Origin of the sequence: Gracilibacillus boraciitolerans JCM 21714, from assembly GCF_000521485.1 — a bacterium.
Lineage (GTDB): Bacteria > Bacillota > Bacilli > Bacillales > Amphibacillaceae > Gracilibacillus > Gracilibacillus boraciitolerans.
In genome coordinates, this window is the sequence record NZ_BAVS01000011.1 from 65,627 (window position 1) to 79,409 (window position 13,783).

Consider the following 13,783-nt stretch of genomic DNA (forward strand, 5'->3'; position numbering starts at 1 on the left):
ACATGGGCGCTGTCAACTTTCTACTTCATTCAGGAAAGAAAGGACTGATTGGATTGAATGAAATCATATTAACCTTATTTAATGGAATAAGTCTAGGTTCGATCCTGTTATTAATTGCTTTAGGACTTGCGATAACATTTGGTTTAATGAATGTAATTAATATGGCACATGGAGAATTAATAATGGCTGGAGCGTATATCACTTACGTAATTCAACATATTTTTATGGATTACGTCCCCCCCACCCAATACTATGATTTGTATTTTATTGTATCCATTCCAGTGGCACTAGTAGTTGCAGCAGGAATTGGTGTTTTATTAGAAATAACATTAATCCGACATTTATATAAGCGTCCACTTGATAGCTTATTAGCTACGTGGGGGGGAGTTGGTCTGATTTTACAACAAACGGCTAGATCTATTTTTGGTGCGCCAAATGTTGGTGTTATAAGTCCATCATTTTTATCTGGAGGACTGGAAGTAGGCTCTCTTATATTTCCGTATTCGCGACTGTTTATTTTAGGGCTGGCGATAGTTTGTCTTATCAGTATTTATTATTATTTTTACCGAACTGCAAGTGGGAGAAGAGTCCGTGCTGTCATGCAGAACCGTCAAATGGCAGAGTGTCTAGGTGTTTCAACTAGAAAAGTAGATATGATGACATTTGCAATAGGTTCAGGATTTACTGGTGTTGCCGGCTGCGCATTAACATTATTAGGAGCAATAGGCCCAACTATAGGAACAAGTTATATTATTGACGCCTTTATGGTGGTGGTTGTTGGTGGAGTTGGTGCACTATTTGGAGCAGTTGCTGGTGCATTTGGAATTGGTATATTTAATACCATTTTTGAATATGTGACTGATGCAACGATTGGAAAAGTATTAATATTCCTTTTAATCATCGCTTTTTTGCAATGGCGTCCATCAGGACTTGTTATGTTTCGTTCAAGATCACTAGATTAAAAATTAGGAGCGTTTAAATATGCAAAATACGATCTATCAAAAACTGTTGAGTAATAAAGTCATATTTAGTTTAATTTTCCTCATTTTATTAGTAGCTCCAATGTTATTGTCAGACTTTCGCTTGAATTTACTTGGAAAATTTTTAGCGTTTGCTATCTTAGCAATTGGTTTAGATTTATTGTGGGGGGGTTATACAGGGGGGGTGTTAAGTTTAGGACATGGGATTTACTTTGGATTAGGTGCCTACTGTATGGCGATGTATTTAAAATTAGAAGCAACTGGAGGAGCTATTCCTGACTTTATGGCATGGAGTGGAATGAGTGAACTACCACTTATTTGGATACCATTCCAATATCCGATACTTGCTATTTTACTTGGTGTCATTATTCCAGCGGTTGTTGCTTTTTTTCTAGGGTACTTGACTTTTCGTAATCGAATCAGTGGTGTTTATTTTACAATCCTCTCACAAGCTCTAGTGATAGTCGTTGTTACCTTATTTATCGGAAGTCAGAATTTAACAGGTGGTACTAGTGGATTAACTAATTTTGAAACATTATTTGGATTCCACATCAATGCTTCCTCTACACAGACAGCTTTTTACTGGATTACAGTTTTTATATTGGGTGCAGTGTTTTTCTTTAGTAGAATGCTAGTGAAAGGGAGATTTGGAAAAGTGTTGATCGGGATTCGTGATGGAGAAAACCGGATGCGATTTCTTGGTTATAATCCTTCAGCATATAAAACATTTATTTATACATTATCAGCTGCAATAGCCGGTCTTGCAGGTATGCTCTTTGTCTTACAAGTTGGGATTATTTCACCAACTATGATTGGCATTATTCCCTCTATAGAAATGGTATTATGGGTTGCATTAGGGGGGGGACGCGGAACATTAATTGGCCCAATCATTGGCGCAGTATTTGTTAATACAGCTAAAACGGGATTTAGCGAATCTTATCCTGAATATTGGACTTACTTTTTAGGTATATTGTTTGTCCTTGTTGTTGTTTTCTTACCAAATGGTTTAACGGGATTGTTTGAAAAATGGAACGAAAGGAGGAAGAATAAGAATGTCTCAAACAGTATTAGAGTTGAAAAAAGTGTTAGTTGACTTTAATGGATTCAAAGCAATTAATAAGTTGTATTTCACGGTAAATTCGAACTCTGTTCATTTTGTAATTGGACCTAATGGAGCAGGAAAAACAACATTATTAGACGTGATCTGTGGTAAAACAAAAGCTACTGATGGACAAATCACCTTACAAAAACAAAGGGAGTTAACTAAATTACGTGAAGATCAAATTGTACACCAAGGAATCTCAAGAAAGTTTCAGACACCATCTATTTTTCAAGAATTGACTGTCTTAGAAAATTTAGAAGTGGCGATGAAACAAAAGAAAAACCTTTTTTCGATGATCAAAGCAAAATGGACCAATGAGCAAGAATCAAGAATAAATGAAATGCTTCATTTGATTGGCTTGTATCTGGCGAAAGATCAACCAGCTGGATCACTTGCGCACGGACAAAAACAATGGTTAGAGATAGCGATGGTGTTAATGCAAGAACCGGATATAATCTTACTCGATGAACCAATAGCGGGTATGTCTAAAAAAGAACGAAACAAAACTGGAGAATTAATTACGAAAATAGCTAAGAATCGTGCCGTATTGATTGTTGAACACGATATGGACTTTGTCAAGAAATATGCTGATATTGTTTCAGTGATGCATGAAGGTCAATTACTTTTCGAAGGTACGATGGAACAGGTTCAAAGTGATCCAAAAGTAAGAGAAGTTTATCTAGGTAGAAAGGTTGATTGAAATGTTAACAATCAATGGACTCGAAGCTGGCTATGAAGAGAGTATGGTAATTCATAAAATAGAAATGGAGGTGAAAGATAATCAAGTTATCTGTGTAATGGGAAGAAATGGGGGGGTAGGTAAGACGACATTATTAAAGACGATTATTGGTATTCTCACTCCAAAGCAAGGCTCCATTCACTATCAATCAGAAGATATCACTAATACACGGCCTTCTCAGAGAGCGCGAAAGGGGATTGGTTATGTCCCGCAAGGAAGAGAGATCTTTCCTAAACTAACAGTCTATGAGAATTTACTAATTGGATTAGAGGCAGGAAAGCAAAAAAAATTGATGAAAAGGTTTATGATTATTTCCCAATATTAAAAGAATTCACCAAACGAAATGGAGGAGATTTAAGTGGGGGGGTCAGCAACAACAATTAGCAATTGCCCGAGCGCTTGTATCGAACCCGTCGTTTTTATTATTAGATGAACCAACTGAAGGAATTCAACCTAATATTGTAGAGGAAATTCAAAATGTTTTAATAGATATCAAACAAACCGCCTATACCTCCATGATTTTAGTGGAACAAAATTTAGATTTTGTCAAAAGTGTAGCCGACTATTTATATGTAATTGATCATGGCTCAATTGTTTATCAAAATGATATTGATCAAGTGAAGGATGAAGAAGTCTTTCGTTATTTAAGTGTATAAAAAGGAAAGATAGAATGAAATTATCAACAAAAGCACCAAATCGAAATTCTAGTTTATTTATTTTGACTGGACTAGCAGCGCGTGATCATTGTTTATCTTGTTGCATAAAAAATCATGTCAGAAAACCTGACAATGTAATCGCGTTCGTTTATATTGTTATGCTAGGGTTAACAATGAAGAGAAACAAATGAGACCATACTTAACTAGTAGATGTCCTTGAATGACATTGGATCTGGTTATCTATTACTTTATTGTAAGATTGGAGGAACGATTTTGAAATTATCACCAGTAGAACAAGAAAAATTGTTACTTCATGTAGCAGGTGAACTCGCAGAAAAAAGAAAAAATAAAGGAATCCTGCTTAATTATCCTGAGTCAATTGCTCTTATCAGCAGTTATTTATTAGAAGGAGCACGTGAAGGAAAAACCGTAGCCCAACTGATGCAGGAAGGTAAACACGTATTGACGGCAGATGAGGTAATGGAAGGTGTGCCTGAAATGGTTGAAAGTGTGCAGGTTGAAGCAACTTTTCCAGATGGTACGAAGCTAGTTACTGTTCATCAGCCGATTATGTAACGGGGGGGAGGTGGTTTGATGATTCCAGGTGAATATAAATTAGCAAAACAAGCAATTGAAATTAATAAAGGAAGAAATACGAAAAAGATAAACGTAGCTAATCTAGGAGATCGACCAATTCAAGTTGGCTCACATTTTCATTTTTTAGAGGTGAATCGTGAATTACAGTTTGATAGAGAAGCAACGATTGGATTTCGTTTGAACGTAGCTGCAGGTACAGCTGTACGTTTTGAACCTGGTGAAGAAAAAGAAGTGGAACTCGTGGAAATTGCCGGAAATCGTAAAGTCTATGGATTAAATAATCTTACAAATGGTGATGTTTCCGACCATCAGTCGATAGCCAAGAAACTAAAACAAGGTGGATTCTAGGAAGGGGGGGCGGTGTAAATGAAACTATCCAGACAGCAATATGCATCACTGTATGGACCCACAACGGGTGACCAAGTGCGATTAGCTGATACAGATCTATGGATCGAAGTCGAAAAAGATTATACGACATACGGTGATGAAAGTGTGTTCGGTGGTGGGAAAGTATTGCGTGATGGTATGGGTCAAAGCAGTACAAGAACAAGAGAGGAAAATGTTCTTGATTTAATTTTGACCAATGCCTTAATTTTAGATTATACAGGCATAGTAAAAGCGGATATTGGTGTGAAGGATGGAAGAATTGTAGCGATTGGAAAAGGCGGAAATCCGGATGTGATGGAAGGTGTTACTGAAAATATGGTGGTTGGTGCCTCGACGGAAGTGATCGCATGTGAAGGAAAGATCGTAACAACAGGCGCGATTGATGCTCATATCCATTTTGTCAGCCCACAACAAATTGAAGTGGCATTAGCGGCAGGTTATACAACGATGATTGGTGGTGGCACAGGGCCTGCAACAGGAACCAATGCGACTACATGTACACCAGGTAAATGGAATATTCAGCGCATGCTGGAAGCCGCAGAAGAGTATCCGATCAATGTAGGCTTTTTTGGTAAAGGAAATGCGTCATCAGCAGCACCCCCCCAACGTGAACAAGTAAAAGCAGGAGCAATTGGTTTGAAGCTACATGAAGATTGGGGGGACGACACCAGCAGCGATAAACCAATGTTTGGCCGTTGCAGATGAAATGGATGTGCAGGTAGCAATTCACACCGATACATTAAATGAAGCTGGTTTCGTAGAGGACACCATCCATGCAATCGGTGACCGTGTCATCCACACCTATCATACGGAAGGTGCTGGTGGTGGACATGCACCGGATATTATGAAGGTTGCTTCCTACCCAAATGTATTGCCTTCATCCACCAATCCGACACGACCATACACTGTGAATACTATTGATGAGCATTTGGATATGTTAATGGTATGTCATCATTTAGATCATAATGTGCCAGAGGATGTAGCGTTTGCCGATTCCAGGATTCGTCCAGAAACGATTGCGGCTGAAGATATACTGCATGACCTAGGTGTCATTAGCATGATTGCTTCTGATTCTCAAGCGATGGGACGTGTTGGCGAAAGTGTGACAAGAACATGGCAAACAGCAGATAAAATGAAAAAACAACGGGGGGGATTTTTACCTGAGGATCAACAAGCAGAGAATGATAATTTCCGTGCGAAGCGTTATGTTGCCAAATATACCATTAATCAAGCGATTACTCATGGCATTAGTGAAGAGGTCGGCTCATTGGAACCGGGTAAGTTAGCAGATATTGTTATTTGGGATCCGAAATTTTTTGGAACAAAACCTGAAACAGTAGTTAAAGGTGGAATGATTGCTTACGCACAAATGGGTGATCCGAATGCATCGATTCCAACACCACAGCCCGTCATGATGCGACCGATGTTTGGTGCCTTAGGACGTGCGAAGTATCGTACATCGATTACTTTCATCTCACAAATCGCCTTTCAAGAAAAGGTCCATGAACAACTGGGATTGCAAAAAATCATTGTGCCCGTCAAAAATTGTCGGAATATTAGCAAAATGGATCTGCCACTGAATGGAGCAACTCCGAAAATTGATGTGAATCCAGAAACATATGAGGTTAAAGTAGATGGAGAATTGATTACATGTGAGCCATTTAAAGAAGTCGCAATGGCACAGCGTTATTATTTATTTTAAGGGGGGGGAAGCGTCATTGTTAACTAAAGAAATAGTAAGGAATATTGAAGAACAGCCAAAAGACCATCCGAATCGAGAATGGATTGAACTAGATTGGGAGGAGCTAAATAAACGTATTTTAAGAAAGAAAACCGATAAAGGAACAGATGTAGCGATATCTTTAGAGGAAAAAGCTCCATTAAAGGTAGGCGATGTCGTGTTTGAAGATTCGGATCAGCAAATCGTGATTCGTACAAAAAAGGAAAAAGTATATGTGGCATATCCTGAGAATATTATCCAGATGGGAAAGACCGCATTTGAATTGGGTAACAGGCATACACCATGTCTGATATCAGAAACAGAAATTGTCGTTCGATATGATGAAACATTAGAACGTCTATTTAAAGAAGTAGGTGTACGATATGAAGCTACCGAAAGAAGATTCACAGAACCATTTAAATACAGAGGGCATCAGCACTAAATTTCTTTATTTAATGCATATTCATGATTCTGCGTTCCCGATTGGAACTTACACGCATTCATTCGGTATGGAGACATTTATTCAAGCTGATCTTATTGCAACAAAAGAAGACTTATTTTCCTTTTGTTGTATGTATCTACATGAAAACGTAGCGTATACAGATGGTATTTTTGTCAAAGAAGCTTTTATAACAGAACCCTTATCTGATTTAATGCGTTTGGATAAGATTTGTGATGCAAGTAAAAACGCATTAGAAACAAGGGAAGCGAGCAGTATGATTGGTAAGCAGTTTTTAAAAGCTGTCTTACCGGTAAGTGATACGGCTTCATTGGAAAATTGGCAACAACTTCTAGATCAGAAACAGGTCTACAGTCATTTTCCAATTGTCTATAGTTTATATGCAAAAGATATGGGATTCGATCTTTATACCACCGTGTTAACCTTTTTATATTCTTCGATTGTTGGGTTGGTTCATAATGCGGTTCGAGCCATTCCATTAGGACAAAAGGCGGGTATTGAAGTGATTCATTGCTTAATACCCGAAATGGAAAAAGCAACAAAGCACGTGCTAGATCGATCATTAATGGATGTTTCCAACCATGCTGTCGGTTTGGAATTAGCATCAATGAAGCATCAATATTTAACTTCGAGATTGTTATATCATAAGAAAGGGGGGGAAATCAAAATGAAACCAGTAATTGTAGGAGTAGGTGGACCTGTTGGGTCAGGGAAAACCTCTTTAGTTGAAAAACTATCAAAAGAAATGGTCAAGAATTATAGTGTCGCAGTAATCACTAACGATATTTACACGAAAGAAGATGCGCAATTTTTAATCAAGCAAGGTATTTTACCGGAAGATCGAATCATTGGGGGGGTGGAGACAGGAGGATGTCCGCATACCGCAATTCGTGAAGATGCATCGATGAATTTTGAAGCGATTGATGAATTGAAGCGTCGGTTTGACGATTTGGATATTATATTATTAGAAAGTGGTGGAGATAATCTATCAGCAACCTTCAGTCCTGAATTAGTTGATGGTTATATCTATGTGATTGATGTGGCAGAAGGTGGCGATATTCCGAGAAAAGGTGGACCAGGGGGGGTAACAAGGTCTGATCTATTATTAGTAAATAAAATTGATTTAGCACCATATGTGGAAGTAGATTTAGATTTAATGAAACAGGATGCCAAAAAAGCACGAAAAGAACGACCATTTTTATTTACTAATGTTAAAAAAGGGGGGGAAGGTATCCCAGAAGTAATCGAGTGGATTAAGCATGCGATGTTACTTGAAGGAAGCGAAGTTTCTTAAATGGAGGGGAAACTCGATCTTGTCTTTGGATTAAGAAATAATAGAACGATCATCAAAGATGTTTATTATCAACCACCTTTAAAAGCAAGCAGGGGCTTGTATGTGACGAATCCACATGATGTAACCGTTTATTTAATGGAATCTTCTGGAGGACTAGTTGCAGGGGATACGAATCGGTATGCGATGCAGCTGGAAGCGGGAACACATGTAACCCTTCATCCGCAAGCGGCAACTAAAGTCTATCCAGCGTTTAATGGTCATCCGAGTACACAACAGGTACAGGTTACGTTAGAAGAAGCTGCTTCGTTAATCTGGAAGCGGGAAGAAGTGATTCCCTTTGCAGAGAGTTCATTCCGAAGTCATACACGGGTCGACATGAAGGATAACAGCAGTTTTTATTGGGAAGAAATTTTATACCCGGGAAGAGAAAAACGTGGTGAAACCTTTACGTTTGATAACTGTCATACGATGTTAGAAGTTTGGGTGGAAGACGATTGTGTGGTATATGACGGATTACGGTTTGAGCCTGTTAAACAAACGTTAAAGCACATAGGCGTGATGGGTCATTACCACTATATTGCTAGTATCTGGATGATAGATCAAGCGAAGGAATTGGATCCGGAAAAATGGAATTACACGGAAAATGACCATCAGGTGAGTACAACGAGACTCCGTAATGCTGGCTATTTGGTACGGTTTCTTTCCAATGATTTACCGCGAACAAAAAATGAAATGGAAGCAATCTATCAAAGTATCTTTACTAAGCAGGAAGAGAATTTATAATGGTAAAAAATCCGAACGATACACATTCGTTCGGATTTTTAAAAAAGTTCAATAAATTTTTAGTGCATTCATCACTTATTATACCGTGTAACAAGAATATCGATGCATGCAGTTAATCTTCATTAACCACTACATAGTTTGATTTTCCTTTTTCTTTTGCTTGGTATAAAGCCTGATCCGCAACGTTTAGCAAGGTTGTGAGGGCTTCGTCTGTATATTGAACAATACCCAGACTAGCGGATAAAGTAATTGGCAGGGTATACTCAGACCAATTACCAAGAGACGCTAAGATTCTTTCTGCGATACCACGAATTTCCTGTTGATCTGCATGAGGAAGGATTAGTATAAATTCATCTCCTCCTAAACGGATTAGTGCATCTCCCTTACGAATGATATGTTTGATTCGATTGGTTGATTCCAGCAATACCTGATCCCCCCCGACAGAGTGCCCATACGTATCATTTACCTGCTTAAAGCCATCTAAGTCAATAGCCATTAGTATCCCATATTTTCCCCCCCAACCATAAAAATGATCAAATAAATAATTGCGATTGTATGTGTTGGTTAATTTGTCAATAGTAGCTTGCCGTTCCAATTCAATTACATATGAAAAAAGCCGCGAGAATTTTTTTAACAGTTCTACTGTCTGATACGAGAAATTATCTTTATTAGGATTAATAGCGCATAACGTACCATACATGTCGCCATCTTTATAAAAGACAGGAACCCCCCCAACGTAGGAACGGATATTTTGTTCAGAAGTAACTGCGAGTTCTTTTGTTAGACTATTTTCTAAAGCATCATTAATAATAACTGGTTTTTGCTGGTTTGAAAAAATTTGTTGGCAATAAGTTTCATTTAAATCAACTGTCTGGTTATTATGAAGTTCTATTCCTGTTTGCTCTTTATCAATTGTATGAATAATGGTAAACGTATTTTCTGTAGTTCGACCTAAAAATAACCGATTACCAGGTATCGCATTGTTCACCAATTCAAGTAGGTCATTTAATATAGCGCTATCCATAATTACCACCTCGTTGTTAAAAATTACAATAATGACTTATTTACTATTATATTAGATTAAAAACTCTACGACAAGTTATCAGAGCAATAAAAACCAGCTAGTTTCATAGAACGATTAACTCCTTTTTTAAAAACGATGTCAGCTTTTCTTACATGATAATTGTTTAGGAAGATAATCATAGGTAACCTAAGAGTTGTTAAATAATCTAACTATTCAAAAAGCTTTCCGGAGAGCTTCTATAACAAAAAAATGGAGGGGGGGAAGTTATGTTAACATCCACAACAGGTTATCTTATATTACTAATATTTGGCATATTTTTCACAGGTTTGACAATTGTCATGCAGCGCCGTCGTAAAGAGAAAATGACAGCAGAACAATTTAGTACTGCAGGCAGAAGTGTAGGAGTTGGATTAGCAAGTGCTCCATCATTGCAGCATGGACATGGGCCGCAACTTTGATGATGTCATCTTCGACAGGTTTCCAATACGGGATAAGTGGACCATACTGGTATGCGGCAGGTGCATGTATTCAAGTACTATTATTTGCAATTGTGGCAATACATTTAAAACGTAAAGCACCATTAGCACATACATTTCTTGAATTTGTGGGCAAACGATTTGATGAAAAAATCATAAATTAATGATGGGTTTTGGCTTAATGACAAACATTATTGTAACATCTATGGTTATTTTAGGTGGTGCGATTGCACTTCATTCATTAACAGGTATGAACGTTTATATTGCTGCATTTTTAATACCTTTAACCTTTACCATCTACACGATGATTGGCGGTCTAAAAGCTTCATTCATTGCAGATTATTTAAATACTGTCATGATTTTTGTTATATTAGCAATTTTTGCGACAGTGGTATATGTAAAATTTGGTGTGACTTCTATATACGAAGGATTACAGGCAATTCCCGAGCAAAGCCAGATGCTTACAATGGCCTCCATTCCAGGTTTATTCTTCGGAATGATCAATATAATAGGAAACTTTGGTACAGTATTCGTTGACCAATCCTATTGGCAGCGTGCAATCGCAAGTAAGGATAGTGCCGCATCCAAAGCATATATCTACGGTGGGATCGCCTGGTTTGCTATTCCATTTGCGATTGCAACGTTCCTAGGTGTGAGTGCAGCAGGGCTTGGGTTGAATATCGGTGACCCTGACGCGTCCGCTCCACTGATGGCACAATATTTATTAGGTTCTGTTGGTTCTATTCTATTTTTAGTCATGTTATTTATGGCAGTAATGTCAACAGGTGCTGCCGAGCTTACCGCAATCACAAATATTATTGTGACAGATATTTATCGAAAATCGATTAATCCTCATGCATCAGGGGAAAAAACATTAAAAGTATCGCGTATTGTTACACTAAGCTTCGGTTTAGCAATGGGATTATTCTCTATTTTACTATTCAAAGTGGGGATTGGTTTAAGTTTCGTTTATATGGCAATGGGGATTTTCGTTAGTGGGGCTGTTATTCCGTTAACGTTAGGTCTGATGTGGAAAAAAGCAACAAGCACAGGAAACTTTTATGGTGCCTTATAGATGATTACAGGTATTACCGTGTGGGTGATTACAGCTCAATTACGTTACGGCGAGATTTCTGTTTCTTCATTAGGTGAATTACATTCGATGTTATTTGGTAATGTAACAGTGTTCTTAGTAAGTGGTGTGATTGCTATCGGTCATGGGCTAATTAGTAATCAGGAATTTGATTTTAATTCATTAAAAGATAAATTCCGCAGCTTTGATTTTGATGATGAGAAAGTAGAAGCTGATAGAAAAGTCATAAAACAGAAAGTGGTGTAATCAATGGAAGATAAACAATTAATAAAAGATGGGAAGCTTTGTACACGCTGGGCATTCGGTTTAACCTTTGTATTTATCATTGTTTTCCCGGGTATTATGTTTATTACTGGTTATGAATATAGCTTAGCCTTTTTCAAAGGCTGGACCTATTTAGCATTTACATGGTTGATCGTTGCAGGTTTATATACTGCAATTCGCCCATGGGTCGAAATGTACTTAGAAAGAAAACAAACAAACTAGCGAAAGAGACTCGCCCAAAAATTAGTTGATATTTCTGATTAACTGAATAGTAATTTTGAAATTTATATTAGGTGTAACAGCCGCTGCGGCTTGTCCACTTCGCTTTCCGGGGGGGCGATGCTCTTCAGCTAACTTCGTAAAGAAGACCACTTTACAAAGTGGATCTTCAGATCACGCTGATCCCCCCAGGAGTCGAAGTGGACGCCTGCGCTGTATAACATCTACAATGGATGTAAATGGTAGAATTCCGTCATTTAGATTTCAGGAGAGAAATTCCCTACCTCTTCATACTTTAGAATGGCTTTGTAATCATAAGGAAAATTACAATTAATAATAATGTGTTTTCGAGATATTCTACACGTAATAATTTTTGAATATGCTCTTGATAGCCTGCAGGTACCTGAACCTTCTCTTCATCCCTGATCATTTCCTTAATCGGTGATGAGTATTTTTTTAAGAAAGTTGGTCCTAGCGATAGCGCGATAAAATATAAGATCATACTTGTGATATACCAGCCCTGTTGAAAAAGCATTGGCTGCAGAAGTCCCATACACACTCCTGTAATTAAGACGAGTATGCCACCAATCATTACAAAAATATGTATGTTACGTTTCATTGCAAAGGCTTGCCGAATTTCAGGCATTGTTTTGGCGGATTTTACAATGGTTGTCAGGATAAAGCCAGGACCAATTCCAACAATAGCAGAAAAGATATGGATAATAATCAGCCATGTATATAATGAGTGCATGCAATCACCTTTTTGTTTTAATCAAGTCACCTTTTATTATAACGTATTTACTCGAATGAAATAAGAACTATTTTGTAAAAAGGGAAATTGTCTAAGAAAATCAGCAATCTTTGTATGCATCAATGAAAATAAAAATTGTTATGACAGCAGAATAGTAATATTCATCAAATGTAACAGATTGCGTGAGCATTTTGATCGTTAATTCGTTCTGTTTTTAGTATAGTTAAAAAGAAGAGTAATGAAAGCGTTATTATAGATCGTTGGATTACAAACTTTATATAATAGTTTGTCCAAAGCGATTAATAATTTTGTGGAAGGAGAGATTGACATGTTAAAAAGAAAAATTGGCAGAATCGATTATCAAGGATCTGCCGTTATGTTTGGTGCGGCAAGCTTAGGAGATGTAACACAAGAGGAGGCTGATCAATCGATTAAACATGCCTTAGCACATGGTGTAAATCACTTTGATGTAGCAGCTGATTATGGTAATGCAGAACTTCGTCTAGCTCCCATCATTAGTGAAATTCAAAATGATATATTTTTAGCAACTAAAACAGGAAAAAGAACGAAGGACGAAGCAAAAACAGAGATTTATCGTTCTCTAGAAAGAATGAAAGTGGATTCAGTAGACTTGTTGCAATTGCATGCGGTAGGAACAATCGAAGAGCTTGATAAATGTACAGCTAAAGGTGGAGCATTAGAAGCGTTGATAGAGGCAAAAGAAGAAGGCGTAATTAGAGAAATTGGGATTACCGGCCATGGCCATCAAGCACCGGTTACTCATTTAGAAGCACTAAGAAGATTTCCATTCGCAACCGTTTTGTTACCTCTTAATTATTATATGTATTCGTTACCAGAATATAGACAAGCTTTTGATGCATTGATGGAGGAAGCAAATAAACAAGAAACGGCTGTACGTGTTATTAAAGCAGTTGCGAAGGCTCCTTGGATAGAGGGAGAAGAGCGCCCATATGCCACATGGTATAAGCCATTTGATCGACAGGAAATCATAGATGCCTGTGTTCATTTTGTTTTATCTTTTCCAGGGATTGCAGGTTTTGCAAGTGCTGGTGATATTCATCTCTTCCCAAAAATAGTTGACGCAGTGGAACGATATGGTTCTATGTCAGATGAAGAAGCAGAACGAATTCTCAGTTCCATTAGTGGCTATACCACTATTTTTGGTGCGCCAACCTCCATTGATTAATAACGCTACAATACATCTGGCATTTTTACGC

Annotated in this window: 17 protein-coding genes and 3 pseudogenes; 17 read left to right on the plus strand and 3 right to left on the minus strand. The window is 37.7% G+C overall.

Features of this window, described 5'->3' with window-relative positions; translation table 11 throughout:
* Positions 1–53 precede the first annotated feature (53 nt).
* The 11 genes and pseudogenes from urtB (at position 54) to JCM21714_RS08920 (ending at position 8,718) form a co-directional block, all read left to right on the plus strand.
* On the plus strand, positions 54–962 hold the full coding sequence (gene urtB / locus JCM21714_RS08870; protein WP_035723577.1) for an urea ABC transporter permease subunit UrtB: 909 nt from the start codon (positions 54–56) through the stop codon (positions 960–962).
* 19 nt (positions 963–981) lie between these two features.
* The gene (gene urtC, locus JCM21714_RS08875) at positions 982–2,073 is read left to right on the plus strand and encodes an urea ABC transporter permease subunit UrtC (RefSeq protein ID WP_035723514.1); all 1,092 of its coding nucleotides are present in this window, start codon (positions 982–984) and stop codon (positions 2,071–2,073) included.
* The gene (urtD, locus tag JCM21714_RS08880) at positions 2,033–2,782 is read left to right on the plus strand and encodes an urea ABC transporter ATP-binding protein UrtD (RefSeq protein ID WP_084040655.1); all 750 of its coding nucleotides are present in this window, start codon (positions 2,033–2,035) and stop codon (positions 2,780–2,782) included. Before urtC ends, urtD begins: the two co-directional genes overlap by 41 nt.
* A 1-nt stretch (position 2,783) precedes the next feature.
* Positions 2,784–3,477, plus strand: a pseudogene (gene urtE / locus JCM21714_RS08885) (urea ABC transporter ATP-binding subunit UrtE).
* A gap of 273 nt (positions 3,478–3,750) precedes the next feature.
* Positions 3,751–4,053, plus strand: a complete 303-nt coding sequence (ureA, locus tag JCM21714_RS08890; protein ID WP_035723517.1) for an urease subunit gamma — start codon at positions 3,751–3,753, stop codon at positions 4,051–4,053.
* Between the two features lie 18 nt (positions 4,054–4,071).
* On the plus strand, positions 4,072–4,422 hold the full coding sequence (locus JCM21714_RS08895) for an urease subunit beta (protein ID WP_035723519.1): 351 nt from the start codon (positions 4,072–4,074) through the stop codon (positions 4,420–4,422).
* A gap of 18 nt (positions 4,423–4,440) precedes the next feature.
* Positions 4,441–6,163: pseudogene (gene ureC, locus JCM21714_RS08900) on the plus strand (urease subunit alpha).
* A 16-nt stretch (positions 6,164–6,179) separates the two neighbouring features.
* The gene (locus tag JCM21714_RS08905; RefSeq protein WP_035723521.1) at positions 6,180–6,623 is read left to right on the plus strand and encodes an urease accessory protein UreE; all 444 of its coding nucleotides are present in this window, start codon (positions 6,180–6,182) and stop codon (positions 6,621–6,623) included.
* Positions 6,624–6,690: 67 nt separating this feature from the next.
* Positions 6,691–7,140, plus strand: a pseudogene (locus JCM21714_RS21300) (urease accessory protein UreF); the annotation flags it as partial.
* 168 nt (positions 7,141–7,308) lie between these two features.
* Complete coding sequence (ureG, locus tag JCM21714_RS08915; RefSeq protein WP_035723585.1) at positions 7,309–7,935, plus strand: urease accessory protein UreG; 627 nt, start codon at positions 7,309–7,311, stop codon at positions 7,933–7,935.
* Positions 7,936–8,718, plus strand: coding sequence for an urease accessory protein UreD (locus JCM21714_RS08920; protein ID WP_052000491.1), 783 nt, complete (start codon positions 7,936–7,938; stop codon positions 8,716–8,718). It begins immediately after the preceding gene.
* A 112-nt stretch (positions 8,719–8,830) separates the two neighbouring features.
* On the opposite strand, the gene JCM21714_RS08925 is transcribed toward JCM21714_RS08920, so the two are convergent.
* Positions 8,831–9,742: a sensor domain-containing diguanylate cyclase gene (locus tag JCM21714_RS08925; RefSeq protein WP_052000492.1), complete on the minus strand. Its 912-nt coding sequence runs from the start codon at positions 9,740–9,742 to the stop codon at positions 8,831–8,833.
* Between the two features lie 266 nt (positions 9,743–10,008).
* Between JCM21714_RS08925 and JCM21714_RS21305 the strand changes: the two genes are divergently transcribed.
* From JCM21714_RS21305 to JCM21714_RS08935, 5 genes are read left to right on the plus strand one after another with little or no spacing between them, the layout of a single operon-like run.
* Positions 10,009–10,200 carry a hypothetical protein gene (locus JCM21714_RS21305; RefSeq protein ID WP_235182724.1) on the plus strand — a complete coding sequence of 64 codons (192 nt, stop codon included), beginning with the start codon at positions 10,009–10,011 and terminating at the stop codon, positions 10,198–10,200.
* Between the two features lie 2 nt (positions 10,201–10,202).
* Positions 10,203–10,382 carry a hypothetical protein gene (locus JCM21714_RS21310; RefSeq protein ID WP_235182725.1) on the plus strand — a complete coding sequence of 60 codons (180 nt, stop codon included), beginning with the start codon at positions 10,203–10,205 and terminating at the stop codon, positions 10,380–10,382.
* Positions 10,382–11,293 carry a sodium:solute symporter family transporter gene (locus JCM21714_RS21315; protein ID WP_235182726.1) on the plus strand — a complete coding sequence of 304 codons (912 nt, stop codon included), beginning with the start codon at positions 10,382–10,384 and terminating at the stop codon, positions 11,291–11,293. The genes JCM21714_RS21310 and JCM21714_RS21315 overlap by 1 nt, the downstream gene beginning before the upstream one ends.
* Positions 11,294–11,557: a hypothetical protein gene (locus tag JCM21714_RS21320; protein WP_235182727.1), complete on the plus strand. Its 264-nt coding sequence runs from the start codon at positions 11,294–11,296 to the stop codon at positions 11,555–11,557. It begins immediately after the preceding gene.
* A gap of 3 nt (positions 11,558–11,560) precedes the next feature.
* Positions 11,561–11,797 (plus strand): hypothetical protein, encoded by a 237-nt coding sequence (locus JCM21714_RS08935; RefSeq protein WP_035723527.1) that lies wholly within the window; start codon positions 11,561–11,563, stop codon positions 11,795–11,797.
* 21 nt (positions 11,798–11,818) lie between these two features.
* Here JCM21714_RS08935 and JCM21714_RS22975 read toward each other — a convergent pair whose 3' ends face one another.
* Both JCM21714_RS22975 and JCM21714_RS08940 read right to left on the minus strand, forming a co-directional pair.
* Positions 11,819–11,947, minus strand: coding sequence for a hypothetical protein (locus JCM21714_RS22975; protein ID WP_268748329.1), 129 nt, complete (start codon positions 11,945–11,947; stop codon positions 11,819–11,821).
* A 142-nt stretch (positions 11,948–12,089) separates the two neighbouring features.
* Positions 12,090–12,545, minus strand: a complete 456-nt coding sequence (locus JCM21714_RS08940; RefSeq protein ID WP_035723530.1) for a DUF2269 family protein — start codon at positions 12,543–12,545, stop codon at positions 12,090–12,092.
* A 328-nt stretch (positions 12,546–12,873) separates the two neighbouring features.
* Between JCM21714_RS08940 and JCM21714_RS08945 the strand changes: the two genes are divergently transcribed.
* Positions 12,874–13,752, plus strand: a complete 879-nt coding sequence (locus JCM21714_RS08945) for an aldo/keto reductase (RefSeq protein ID WP_035723533.1) — start codon at positions 12,874–12,876, stop codon at positions 13,750–13,752.
* The last annotated feature ends 31 nt before the right edge of the window (positions 13,753–13,783 follow it).